11 protein-coding genes are annotated in these 12,889 nt (G+C 48.3%); 9 read left to right on the plus strand and 2 right to left on the minus strand.

The window, feature by feature from the left end:
* Positions 1-187 precede the first annotated feature (187 nt).
* Together prlC and ACOJUN_RS07940 are read left to right on the plus strand one after the other, a co-directional pair.
* Positions 188-2,236 (plus strand): oligopeptidase A, encoded by a 2,049-nt coding sequence (prlC, locus tag ACOJUN_RS07935; protein WP_422136117.1) that lies wholly within the window; start codon positions 188-190, stop codon positions 2,234-2,236.
* 116 nt (positions 2,237-2,352) lie between these two features.
* Entirely contained in the window at positions 2,353-2,610 is a 258-nt protein-coding gene (locus tag ACOJUN_RS07940; RefSeq protein ID WP_422136118.1) for a YheV family putative zinc ribbon protein, read from the plus strand.
* Positions 2,611-2,745: 135 nt separating this feature from the next.
* Here the strand turns inward: ACOJUN_RS07940 and ACOJUN_RS07945 are convergent, their stop codons facing one another.
* Positions 2,746-3,396, minus strand: coding sequence for a hypothetical protein (locus ACOJUN_RS07945; protein ID WP_422136119.1), 651 nt, complete (start codon positions 3,394-3,396; stop codon positions 2,746-2,748).
* Between the two features lie 1,262 nt (positions 3,397-4,658).
* On the opposite strand from ACOJUN_RS07945, the gene coxB reads away from it, so the two are divergent.
* Genes coxB through ACOJUN_RS07965 form a run of 4 tightly spaced genes read left to right on the plus strand, consistent with a single transcriptional unit; the run spans position 4,659 to position 8,932 of the window.
* Positions 4,659-5,843, plus strand: coding sequence for a cytochrome c oxidase subunit II (gene coxB, locus ACOJUN_RS07950; protein ID WP_422137054.1), 1,185 nt, complete (start codon positions 4,659-4,661; stop codon positions 5,841-5,843).
* An 11-nt stretch (positions 5,844-5,854) separates the two neighbouring features.
* A complete protein-coding gene (ctaD, locus tag ACOJUN_RS07955) occupies positions 5,855-7,456 on the plus strand; it encodes a cytochrome c oxidase subunit I (protein ID WP_422136120.1) in 1,602 nt (533 codons plus the stop codon).
* Positions 7,456-8,025 carry a cytochrome c oxidase assembly protein gene (locus ACOJUN_RS07960; RefSeq protein WP_422136121.1) on the plus strand — a complete coding sequence of 190 codons (570 nt, stop codon included), beginning with the start codon at positions 7,456-7,458 and terminating at the stop codon, positions 8,023-8,025. The genes ctaD and ACOJUN_RS07960 overlap by 1 nt, the downstream gene beginning before the upstream one ends.
* A 10-nt stretch (positions 8,026-8,035) precedes the next feature.
* Entirely contained in the window at positions 8,036-8,932 is an 897-nt protein-coding gene (locus ACOJUN_RS07965) for a cytochrome c oxidase subunit 3 (RefSeq protein WP_422136122.1), read from the plus strand.
* A gap of 50 nt (positions 8,933-8,982) precedes the next feature.
* On the opposite strand, the gene ACOJUN_RS07970 is transcribed toward ACOJUN_RS07965, so the two are convergent.
* A complete protein-coding gene (locus ACOJUN_RS07970) occupies positions 8,983-9,198 on the minus strand; it encodes a twin transmembrane helix small protein (RefSeq protein WP_422136123.1) in 216 nt (71 codons plus the stop codon).
* Between the two features lie 139 nt (positions 9,199-9,337).
* Between ACOJUN_RS07970 and ACOJUN_RS07975 the strand changes: the two genes are divergently transcribed.
* The 3 genes from ACOJUN_RS07975 (at position 9,338) to ACOJUN_RS07985 (ending at position 12,769) form a co-directional block, all read left to right on the plus strand.
* Positions 9,338-10,120, plus strand: a complete 783-nt coding sequence (locus ACOJUN_RS07975; RefSeq protein ID WP_422136124.1) for an SURF1 family protein — start codon at positions 9,338-9,340, stop codon at positions 10,118-10,120.
* Complete coding sequence (locus ACOJUN_RS07980) at positions 10,117-11,277, plus strand: diacylglycerol/lipid kinase family protein (RefSeq protein ID WP_422136125.1); 1,161 nt, start codon at positions 10,117-10,119, stop codon at positions 11,275-11,277. Before ACOJUN_RS07975 ends, ACOJUN_RS07980 begins: the two co-directional genes overlap by 4 nt.
* Before the next feature lie 154 nt (positions 11,278-11,431).
* Entirely contained in the window at positions 11,432-12,769 is a 1,338-nt protein-coding gene (locus tag ACOJUN_RS07985; RefSeq protein WP_422136126.1) for a diacylglycerol/lipid kinase family protein, read from the plus strand.
* Positions 12,770-12,889: the final 120 nt, after the last annotated feature.

Genomic DNA, 12,889 nt, shown 5'->3' on the forward strand with positions numbered 1-12,889 from the left:
GTTTCTCAGACAGGGAAAGTTAGAACAACAATTGCTCAAACTGAAAGAAAGTTATGCCTTTTAGACAGCTATTGTCGCGAAGCAGAACGCTTTCAAGTATTGCATTGTCCTTGAAAACCGATAATCCTGCACCCATAGACATAAAAAGAACCATCAGTTTGGACAATAAACAGCGAGCATCTGAATTATGAGCAACCCACTGCTGGAAACCTGCGAACTGCCTCCTTTTGCCAAGATTAAACCAGAGCATATAAAACCGGCTGTAGAGACCATTATTGCCGAAAGTGAGCAAGCGGTAGACGCACTTCTGGCAGATAAAAATCAAACCTTCAGCTGGAAGACGCTTCAGGAACCCATGGACAGTCTGGGAGACAGGCTTAATCAGGCCTGGTCACCGGTGGGTCATATGAATGCTGTCGTCAATACCGATGAGCTAAGAGATGCTTACAATGCTTGTCTTCCCCTGCTTTGCGAATATTCAACATGGCTGGGTCAGAATCAGGATCTCTATCAGGCCTATCTGACGCTGTCTGAGTCAGAGGGGTTCGAGAATCTGGATAAGGCTCAGAAAAAAGTCATTACCGATAATCTGCGGGATTTCAAACTGGCGGGTGTTGCCCTGCCGCAAGAGAAAAAAGCTCGTTATGGCGACATTCAAAAACGTCTTTCTGAACTGACCAGTAAGTTTTCTGACAATGTTCTGGATGCCACCATGGCCTGGTCCAAACTGATTACCGATGAATCAGAGCTGGTCGGCCTGCCTGAATCCGCATTGGCAGGCGCCAGACAGTTGGCTGAGTCCAAAGGTCACAGCGAAGGCTGGATGCTGAATCTGGATTTTCCGAGCTATTTCCCGGTGATCACCTATGCAGACAATCGTGAGTTGCGGGAAGAGGTTTATACAGCGTTCAGTACCCGGGCATCGGACCAGGGTCCGAATGCGGGTGAATTTGATAATTCAGGCAATATTAATGAAATCCTCAAGCTACGTCAGGAGCTGGCCGAACTGCTGGGGTTCAATAACTATGCGGAATACTCACTGGCGACCAAAATGGCTGACTCCACTGACAAGGTCGTTGCGTTTCTGGAAGATCTGGCCAGTAAGAGCAAGCCTCAGGCAGAAAAAGAACTGAATGAACTGAAAGCCTTTGCCAAAGCAGAACACGGTGCTGAAGATTTGCAGGCCTGGGACATTGGCTACTATGGCGAGAAGCTCAGACAGCAGCGCTACGCTATTTCTCAGGAAGAGTTGCGTCCCTGGTTTCCGTCAGAAAAAGTAGTGAATGGCATGTTCTCTGTCGTGGAACGCCTATTTGGAATTACCTTTGACAAGGTCACCGACGTTGAAACCTGGCACAAAGATGTTGGCTTTTTCAATGTTATTCGCGATGGCGAAGTGATTGGTCGTTTCTACCTCGACCTCTATGCCCGTGAACACAAGCGCGGTGGTGCCTGGATGGGTGAGTGCCGGGTGCGTCGCAGGATTGGCGACAAAGTTCAGCTGCCAGTGGCTTACCTGACTTGTAACTTCACGCCACCCGTTGGTAATCAGCCAGCCCTGCTGACCCATGATGAAGTTGTGACCCTGTTCCATGAGTTTGGTCACGGTCTGCATCATATGCTGACCCGGGTCGATTATTCTGCCGTATCCGGAATCAATGGCGTAGCCTGGGATGCAGTCGAGCTGCCCAGCCAGTTTCTTGAGAATTGGTGCTGGGAAGAAGAAGGTCTGGCTTTGATCTCCGGCCATTTTGAAACGGGCGAGCCTCTGCCTGAAGATAAACTGGATAAATTACTGGCCGCTAAAAACTTCCAGTCCGCCATGATGATGGTGCGTCAGCTGGAGTTCTCACTGTTTGATTTCAAACTGCATAAAGACTTTTCAAAAAGCGTGAGTGAAGGGAAAACGGTTCAGGCGGTATTGGATGAAGTTCGCAGTCAGGTCTCTGTGGTTATGCCTCCGGCCTTCAATCGTTTCCAGCATGGCTTCAGCCATATCTTTGCTGGAGGGTATGCGGCGGGCTACTACAGCTACAAATGGGCTGAGGTATTGTCTGCGGATGCCTTCTCTCGATTTGAAGAAGAGGGTATATTCAACCGCCAGACCGGTGAGTCTTTCCTGCATGAAATTCTGGAAAAAGGCGGTTCTGCGGAGCCCATGGAGCTGTTTGTAAATTTCCGGGGCCGGGAGCCAGAAGTGGATGCTCTGTTGCGCCATTCGGGTATCTCTGTCTGAAAAGAGAATTTTGAATGAAAGGCTCTGAGATCATGGGATCTCGGGGTCTCGGTATTTCTTTATGTGCTATAGGCATTTATGCGCTGTGGCACCTGTTTGCTGTAGGCCTCAGAGCTATGACAACGAAAAGATTTATTGCCGGAGCCGTCTGTCCATCCTGTGGTCAGCAGGATTCGGTGAGGATGTACACCGAGAACGGTGAAAACTATCGCGAGTGCGTGGAATGCCATTATTCGGATGTGATGGAAAAAGATCCTTCTCTTGCGGGGAAACCACCAGTGACGAGGGTCTCCCCAGAAGACAGGAAGTCGGATGATGATGCTAAAAAGGAAAGCGCTGTTCAGATCGTAAGAATACTGGATCAACAACCCTGAGTTCGAAATCAGATGTTATGATAAACCCTCACAGCTGTGCTGCTTTGCAAATGCGCCATGGCTATTGGAGTTTAACAAGCGATGTTCAAATACAGTCCTCTGCATTAACGTCTACTTCATCGTCAGTGCCCCGGATCAGGCTGCTGACGTAAACTTCAGTTCAATACCCATACGGCTGGACAGGCAATTCCATTTTGACCAGGTCGTTACCCACTGCTCCGGATTGCGGTTGTTGACGAAATCCTTGAACATGCGATCGTTATAAAGCTCCTGCGAACGAATCATGTGCCTGACCGTCTGCTCAACGATTTTGTCCAGCTCATTGCCAAACTCTTCACCCAGAATGGCATGAATGATCAGGTTGGCCCAGGTCATGTTCATCGGGATCAGGGGAGAGCCGATTCGAGATAGGTAACTGTCGTTTACTTCCTCAATCAGTCGATGCGTAAAGTAGGCTTTATCCAGCAGATCAAACAGCCCCACATTATTTTGGGACTGCAAAACCGGTGCCAGAAAGTTCTCTTCGGCAATGCTTAGAAAAGGGGAAATGAAAGCCTCAATGTCCAGTTCCTTTGAAGCCTGATCCAGCGCTTCAAGAAAGTCAGGTACATGATCAATGTATTCAACTGCAAACTTCAGCAGTGTCTCACTGGCCATGTCGTCGGGAAGTTCGATTGTGTGGTGCAACTGCTCCACCTGTTGACAGACAAGCGACTGAAGGTGGCTTGAGCCCTCTTCATGCTTTCGGGCACAATCGATCAGATTATTAATTGCCACTACGTCCATGATTGTCTCCGTTGCGGTTGCTATTAATTTGGGTACTGCAACGTCACCGTGAAGGTGTTAAAAAGACCATAGTACCAACAAGAACTCAAGCTTTTTTAAATACCTCTTTTTCATAATACAAAGATCTTTTATTCATTAAATTAGAATTTAAAAAAGACTGTAAATTACGACAAAAATGAAAAAGTGCAAGCACTTGTGCAGTCAAAAAAATGACACACTACATATGCTTAAACAGGCTCTGAAAGTTGGTTCTGATCCACCCATTTCGAGGTGTAACAAAAATATCATAAAGAAGATGAATGGATGTTTGTATCTGTGACAGGCGTTACAAAGTTGTGCTGACTCAATAAGAGTGATCGAAAAAAGTCTAAACAGGTATTCTTTCCATTGAATTCACGTTACCTTATTTTAAACGACAAGTGGCAATTTTTTATTAAAGGTATTTTTTGACAAGACTCTTTTCATTTTGTGCAATCATGTTGTTTAATGAGGTTCTGGGACTATACTTGATGAGCGATCATTGTCAGGTTGAATGAATCACTCAATGCGTCTCACGGGTATTGTTATTTGCAGGGTGTTCCTGTGCAGTAGGTTTTGCAGGTCGGGTCCGAAGTAGTATGACGTTGTCGGTTACTTAGCGCTCTCTTGCGATTGAATATTGGCACTTTGACTTTCCGCAGATAGCCTGAACCGGGTTGTTTTTTTCTCCACAGCGAAAAAGAAATAACAGGTAGACGGTTGGCTGAAATCTCTGTAAATCAGCAGCTCTGGTAGTTAGCTCTGATAGTTAAAGTGTATTGCAGTTTTTCTGGCAAGATGCTGTGTGGCTCCTGTCCGGTAACGACAACTAGTCAAGTCAGTAAGCATTGCTCGGGGATGTCCGGATGCTTGCTGCCCCGTCGCCTCTGAAAGCAAGACTTGGGTCTGCTGAACAATAATAATAAGTCACCGCCTTGTCTGGGCGGACAGTCAGGGGATGTAAGGGAATGATGCAGCACGCACTAGCTCTCTTTCTTTTGATAAAAACTGCCATGAACGGGACGAAAAGCATGAGCGGTAAATATCGCCCATCCCGGATGGTGCCAGTGGCGGGGTTCCGGTATGGTGCCATTTTTCGAATAGTCCGGTCGTTATTGTCGCTCGGATCAGGAAAAGTTCTGGTTTCTTCCACTTGTTTAACTTCCAGAAAACGACCCTCTTCTATTGTTTCCGGGGGAGTCGGTCAATACTTTCTGGTTTTTCTGACCACACTATCAGGTTTTATGATGCCCAGCCGTCTGTTGGCTGATTGGAAAGTCAATATGACCGAGGGGGTTACGGCAGTCAGTCGTTCGGTTTACGACTTGCACATGACCATATTTATTATCTGTGTGGTCATTGGCATTCTGGTATTCGGTGTTATGTTTTACTCCATTTTCATGCACCGTAAATCAAGAGGCGTTAAGCCCCATCCCTTCCATGAAAGTACGATTGTAGAAATACTGTGGACGACTATCCCACTATTAATTCTGGTGGGCATGGCGATTCCGGCAACAAAGACACTGATTGATATTTACGATACGGATGAAGCTGAAATTGATATCAAAATTACCGGGTATCAATGGAAGTGGCAGTATGAGTATCTGGGAGAAGGAGTGTCCTTCTTCAGTAATCTCAAAACTACACCGGAACAGATTTATAACGTTCGCAACAAAGACCCCAACTATCTTCTGGAGGTTGACGAACCACTGGTATTACCTGCGGGTAAAAAGATCCGTTTCCTGGTTACTGCCGCAGATGTTATTCATTCATGGTGGGTACCTTCATTCGCCGTTAAACGGGATGCTATTCCGGGTTTTATTAACGAAGCCTGGACCAACGTCGAACGTCCCGGAATTTATCGTGGTCAATGTGCAGAACTGTGTGGGAAGGATCATGGCTTTATGCCCATTGTAGTGGATGTCAGGTCACCGGATGACTATGAAGACTGGTTGTCAGAGAAGAAAACACTGGCTGCTAAAGAGCGTGAGTTAACCAGTAAAAACTGGACTATGGCCGAGCTGATGGAGCGTGGAAAAAACACCTACGAAAGAGTCTGTGCGGCCTGTCACCAGGTCAATGGTGAGGGTATGCCGCCCCTGTTTCCTGCTCTCAAAGGATCAAAAATGGCTGTTGAGAAAGATCAGGTCAAAGCGCATATCGATATTGTCGTGAACGGCAAGAAGGGTACCGCCATGCAGGCCTTTGCTGCCCAGTTGAGCGAAGTCGATCTGGCGGCAGTCATTACCTACGAAAGAAATGCCTGGGGTAATAATACCGGTGATCTGGTCACGCCGAAGCAGATTCTGGAATACAAGAATACCGGGGAGTACAAAGCGACGGATGCTGAAGCTTCAGGCGGGTCTGCTGCTGTCAGTAAGCCAGCGGTGAATGGGCCGAATACTAATACACATCAGGCTGGACTGTGAGGAATGCAACCATGACTGCTGTGACAGACACATGCGCAAATGACAAGCCAAGCGAGCATCATGACCATCACGGTCCTGCCAGGGGATTGATGCGCTGGGTGCTAACCACGAACCATAAAGATATTGGCACCATGTATCTCTGGTTCAGTTTTATTATGTTCCTGACCGGCGGTGCTATGGCGATGGTTATCCGGGCGGAACTGTTTCAACCGGGGATGCAGATCGTTGATCCCGGCTTCTTTAACCAGATGACCACCATGCACGGTCTCATCATGGTATTCGGTGCGGTCATGCCTGCCTTTGTCGGTCTGGCTAACTGGATGATTCCATTGATGATCGGTGCGCCAGACATGGCGCTGCCAAGAATGAATAACTGGAGCTTCTGGATTCTGCCTTTTGCAGCCGTGATGCTGATCAGCACGCTGTTTATGGAAGGCGGCGGTCCAAACTTTGGCTGGACATTCTACGCACCGCTGTCAACCACCTATGGACCGCCGTCAACCACCTTCTTTATCTTTGCCATCCACATGCTGGGTATCTCGTCCATCATGGGGGCGATCAATATTATCGCCACCATTCTGAACTTGCGGGCACCCGGCATGACCATGATGAAGATGCCGCTGTTTGTGTGGACCTGGCTGATTACAGCGTATCTGCTGATTGCTGTTATGCCGGTACTGGCCGGTGCTGTGACTATGATGCTGATGGACATCCACTTTGGCACCAGTTTCTTTAATGCAGGCGGTGGTGGCGACCCTGTTCTGTTCCAGCATATTTTCTGGTTCTTCGGACATCCGGAAGTGTACATCATGATCCTGCCTTCCTTCGGGATCGTGTCAGCCATTCTGCCAGCATTCGCCAGAAAACCCCTCTTCGGCTATACGTCAATGGTCTATGCCACCGCAAGTATTGCTTTTTTGTCGTTTATTGTCTGGGCGCACCATATGTTTACCGTAGGTATTCCGCTGGTGGGTGAACTGTTCTTTATGTACGCCACCATGTTGATTGCCGTGCCTACCGGAGTGAAGGTCTTTAACTGGGTTACCACTATGTTCAGGGGCGCCATGACCTTTGAAACCCCCATGCTGTTCAGTATTGCTTTTGTGGTGTTGTTTACCATTGGTGGTTTCTCTGGGCTGATGCTGTCTATTGCCCCTGCTGACTTCCAGTATCACGACACCTATTTTGTCGTGGCTCACTTCCACTACGTACTGGTACCCGGTGCAATTTTTGCCATCTTTGCTGCGGTCTATTACTGGTTGCCCAAATGGACAGGTCATATGTATGACGAGACGCTGGGCAAGACGCATTTCTGGCTGTCCTTTATCGGTATGAACCTGACCTTCTTTCCGATGCACTTTATCGGGCTGGCGGGTATGCCTCGCCGTATTCCGGATTATGCCCTGCAATTTGCCGACTTCAACATGATTGCCAGTATCGGTGGCTTTATGTTTGGAACCACGCAGCTGCTGTTCCTGTTTATCGTGATCAAATGCATCAGGGGCGGCGAGAAAGCCAAGGCTCAAAGCTGGGAAGGTGCAGAAGGTCTGGAATGGAGCCTGCCTTCGCCAGCACCTTACCATACCTTCACCACACCACCGGACGTGAAGTAATGAGTGAGAAGGATGATACCCCGGCCGACCTGTCGCGGAGAACTGTCATCAAGACTGGCTTGGTGGCTGGCGGTATGTTTGGTTTCGGCTTTGCCATGGTTCCCATATACGACGTGTTTTGTAAGGTAACGGGACTCAATGGCAAAACCGATCCGAATCCATACCGCTACAATGCCGAAACGGCTGAGGTGGATACCAGCCGGAAGGTGAAAGTGCAGTTTGTGGCAACCAACAATGCTGAGATGAGCTGGGACTTCAAACCCAGCGTCACAGAAGTGGTGGTTCACCCCGGGCAGGTTGGCGAGCTGGAGTTCTTTGCCCGCAACCCGACCGGCGAACGAATGATCGGTCAGGCCATTCCCAGTGTTTCACCGTTTCAGGCTACCAACTATCTGCACAAGGTAGAGTGTTTCTGCTTCACCACCCAGACATTGGAAGCAGGCGAAGAAAAAATCATGCCGCTTAGAATTATTGTGGATCAGGCATTACCCCGGCATATCACCAAACTAACGTTGTCGTACACCTTGTTTGATGTGACGACAATGGGAGAGAGGACACTGCCGTCCTGAGGAGATTCTGATGGCTCAAGAAGGTGAAGGTACCTATTATGTTCCGGCCCAGAGCAAGTGGCCGATCATTGCCTCGATAGGTCTTTTTACCATGCTGTTGGGTGCAGGCATGATGATGAACGACATGTCTGCCGGGGTAAAAGATTCGTTTGCACATTATGTGTTTTTCGGCGGCTCCCTGATCATGGCCTACATGATCTTTGGCTGGTTCAGTAATGTCATCGAAGAGTCCCGCAAAGGTCTTTACAGTGAGCAGATGGACCGCAGCTTCCGCTGGAGTATGGGCTGGTTTATCTTCTCCGAAGTTATGTTCTTTGCGGCTTTCTTCGGAACGCTCTTCTATATCCGTTACTTTGCCGTTCCCTGGTTGGCCGGCGAGGGAGACGGTGCTTCTACTCATGAACACCTCTGGCCAGAGTTTGAAGCGGACTGGCCGCTGATGACCAACCCGGATAATGAAACATTCCCGGGAGCCCGAGGGGTCATCGATCCATTCCATCTTCCTCTGCTGAACACCCTGTTACTGGTCGCTTCCAGTATTACCCTGACGATTGCACACCATGCCCTCAGAAAGGCAGAGAGAACCAAGGTGAAGGTATGGATGATTCTCACCCTGATTCTGGGTTTTACTTTCCTTTATTTTCAGGCTGAAGAATACGCCGAAGCCTACAATGAGCTCGGGTTGACCCTGAGCGCGGGTATCTACGGCTCAACGTTCTTTATTTTGACGGGTTTTCACGGGGCACATGTCACCCTGGGTGCCATAATGTTGCTGATCATGCTGATTCGTATCTATAAAGGGCATTTTAAGCCGGATAACCATTTTGCTTTTGAGGCATCCAGCTGGTACTGGCACTTTGTTGATGTGGTCTGGCTCGGCCTGTTTATCTTTGTTTATCTGATATGAGGAGAGCCCGACATTTCCGGGAAGAGGTGGAAACTAACGACTTCCGTCGTTTAGCGGTACAGCCAGGGAGCGTTACTATGAACATCTCCAAACAGCCAGGCCACCACAATGATCAACATGATCAGGGCGGTCAGGCCAACCCGGGCGGTGAGTGAATTTACCAGTTTGGCGGAACCGCCATCACCTTTAAGTAGAAAGTACATGCCTCTGCCCAGACAGAAGAGTACGGCAAGAAAAAGAACAACAATAATAATTTTTAACCACATATTACGCTCCCTGCTGATGCCTGATTTGATGAAAAACGGTTTGCTTAACCGATTGTTAAATCAATCTGTGTCGCACATGTTTTTTCTTACGTTAAAGGCATTCAGATCAGAATAACAGCGGAGTTTGGTAGAGCACCCGATGTTGAAGTATAGCTATCGATCCCTTAAGAGCTATCGCGTTAAGTTGTCGCTATTGGTGTTGCTGCTTTTGCCCCTGCTGATCAAACTGGGGTTCTGGCAGATGTCCCGATACCAGGAGAAGCTTGAGCTTGAGCAGACCCTGGCAGAACGACAGACCATGCCCGCTCTCAGCCTGTCTGATATCAGCCGCTACTCTGATGCCATGTATCTGCCGATAAACGTCCGTGGTCGTTTTATTTTCGGTCGGGCTTTTTTTCTCGATAACCAGATTCACGAAGGTCGTGCCGGTTACGACCTGATCATGCCTTTTCTGGCCAATGATGGTCAGTACTTGTTGGTCAACAGAGGCTGGATACCTGCTCAATCCAGAGACAGTTTGCCGGAAATCAAGACACCTGATGGAGAACTTGAGTTAACGGGCAAACTCTATCGGTTATTGGGGAATCCGTTCACGCTGGGTGAAGATATCTGGCATGAAGAGTGGCCCAAACGTATTCAGGCCATCCACTTTGACCGAATGGGGGAAGCATTGGGGCAGACGCTACCTCTATATATTCTGAAGCTGGAACAGAATCAGCCCGGCGCTTATCTGATACGCCCCCTGACAATGAAAACTACCTCTCAGAAACATCTCGGCTACGCTATTCAATGGTTCCTGATGGCTCTGGTCCTGCTCTTTCTCTATCTCTGGCAGATGCTATGTTCAGGCTTGGGTCAAAGCCAACAAAAGCACCATAAAGAGGTGTCCGCAGCTGATGCAAAAGAGGATGATTCACTGTGATTAGCAGAATTTTTTGTTTATGTGGCCTGCTGTTTTTTATATTCCTTATTCCGGAAAATGGATTTGCAGAAATTCGCCACGCCTGTTTTATTGTTAATCCCACCAGTAATAATGGCCAGGGGGAAAAAGTCTGGGACAGTATTAAGGAAGCCCTCGACCATTACCAATACTATACAGCAAGCGGCTCTATGGACCAGGCTGCTTCTCCGTTAGGGCCGACATATGAAGTGTCTTTTACGGAGCACCCTGGTCATGCAACGGAACTGGCACTTCGGGCATACCGGAATTGGCAGCAAGGGCGACACGCTCATGGAGATCAGTTACTGATCGTTGCCGTTGGCGGGGATGGCACTGTCCATGAGGTGGTTCAGGGTTTAGAAAATCAACAGCCGCAAGTCGTTATAGGGATTATACCGGCAGGTACGGGGAATGATATAGCAAGAACACTTCGTTTGGGTAATCCCATGCATGCCCTTCGGAGTCTGGTTTATGGAAGACCTGCCCCCTTTGGTGCCTACAAAATTGAAGGTTGTCAAAGAGGAACTTGCGAGAAGAAAACGGTTTTGGCAGTGGACGAGTTTGATCTGGGTGTGACGGCTCAGGCGACAAAAAAGAAAAACGAACACGACAGTGGCGAGCGACCAAGCCGACTGCTGAGATGCTCTCCCAGAAGAATGGTCTATACAATGTCAGCCCTCAGTTCAGCAATGAGATGGCATGCACCTACAGTCGATTGCAGTATTGATGGCGGTAGCAGCTTCAATATCCCCCTGAATCTGCTGGCAGCGGGAACTGGGCCAACGATTGGAGGTGGAGTCAGACTTTTTAATGGTATGCGTCCGAACAGTGACCAGGGACAGATGCTCTACAATCAGCGGAGGGCTCACCCGATTTCGACACTTTTTCAGATGACCATGCAGAGATTATTCAATCGGTCAGCTCTGCAACAGACTTGGTTTACTCAAATGGACATTGGGCACGGTCAGGCACCTCAGAATATTCAGGTTGACGGTGATATTTTGCTGCAAACCCCGGCACGAGTAACCTGGGTGCCAGAAGTATTCCAGTTTATGAGACCCCCTGAACCCGGTGATTTCGGTTATGAGGCAATGCGTCGTGAAGAAGAGCTGACTTTACTTGAATTTTTTAAACGTTAAGTAGGGCTTGAGCATTACACGGAAAAACTTCGTCTAAGCTGTCTAATGGTTTTTAATGCTGGGTCCTATGGCAGATGGAGACATCAGTCTTCTGGAAGCTGGCAAAAACCGCATAAAAAAGTTCCGGTACTTACAGAAATTAGGATGGCTCAACGTGACTGGCAGAATTTTTTATTTATATGGACTGCTGCTTTTTGTATTTCTTGTTCCGAAAAACGGATTTGCGGTGATTCCGGGAAACCCATACCCAGAGATTCCGAAAAGCATATTGGCAGATATCCGCCACGTCTGCTTTATCGTTAATCCAGCCAGTAATAATGGACAGGGTGCGAGAGTCTGGGAAAGTATTGAACAGGCTGTCAATCATTATTTCACAGCAGTAGGCTCACAGGACGAGGCTGCTGCTCAGGATCGAGCGACATTTGAAGTGTTTTTTACGGAATATGCAGGTCATGCAACGGATCTGGCAACCCAAGCTCATCAGAACTGGCAGCAGGAGCATCAGGAGCAGCGGGAGCAACAGGAGCAGGAGCTGCAGGGGGACGAGCATAAATTATTAAAGAAGAAGTTATTACATTATAAAGAAGCCGGGAGGAAGGCGTTGAAGTCCGCCTCGGCCAGGCAGTTATTAGAGAATCAGTTGTTAATTGTTGCAGTGGGAGGAGACGGCACTGTTCATGAGGTGGTTCAGGGTTTAGAAGCTCATCGACAACAAGTTATTATTGGGGTTATACCGGCGGGTACGGGAAACAATATAGCAAGATCACTTCAATTGCGTGACCCGATGCATGCCCTTCGGACACTGGTTTATGGAGCCGTTCAACCTTTAGGTGCGTATAAAATTGAAGCTTGTGAAAGAGGAAGTTGCCAGAAGAAAACGGTTCTGGCAGTCAATGAGTTTGATCTGGGCGTGACGAATCAGTTAACAAAAAGGAAAAATGATTACGGGAGCGGTGAACGATCGGGTCGACTGATGAGTTACTCACCCGGAAATATGATCTATCCACTCTCAGACCTCGCTTCAGCAATGAGATGGAATACACCTATGGTCAAGTGCAGCATTAATGGGGGTAGCAGATTCCATATCCCTCTGAATATACTGGCCGGAGGGGTCACGGGGCCTATAATCGGAGGCGAGTTTGGCCTTCAGGATGGTGTCAGAGCAGACAGTTCGCAGGGGGAGCTGCTTTATGGTGAGAAGTGGGATCCACCCCTTTGGGCACTTGTTCAGGTGGCTATGCAGAGATTATTCAATTGGTCAGGCCTCAAACGGGCTCAGTTTAATCAACTGGACATTGAGCACGTGAAGGAACCACCTCCGGATATTCAGGTTGATGGTGATATTTTACTGCAAACACCGGCACGAATAACCTGGTTGCCGGGAGTGTTCCATTTTATGAGACCTCCCGTATATGGTGATTACAATTATTTCGACATGTACTTTGAAGAAGCCGAGGACGAAAGAGCGAAGAAAAAGCAGGATTCCATGTAAATTTTGAGTATTGCAGTGGGACTATTTCTCAGAAAAACCTCGGCTACGCTATTCAATGGCTGGGTCTGTGTCTCCGGTAAATGTCTCTGTCGGGCCCGGACAGAGCCAACAAAAACAGTT

Source organism: Endozoicomonas sp. ALD040, assembly GCF_049275945.1.
Classification (GTDB): domain Bacteria; phylum Pseudomonadota; class Gammaproteobacteria; order Pseudomonadales; family Endozoicomonadaceae; genus Endozoicomonas_A.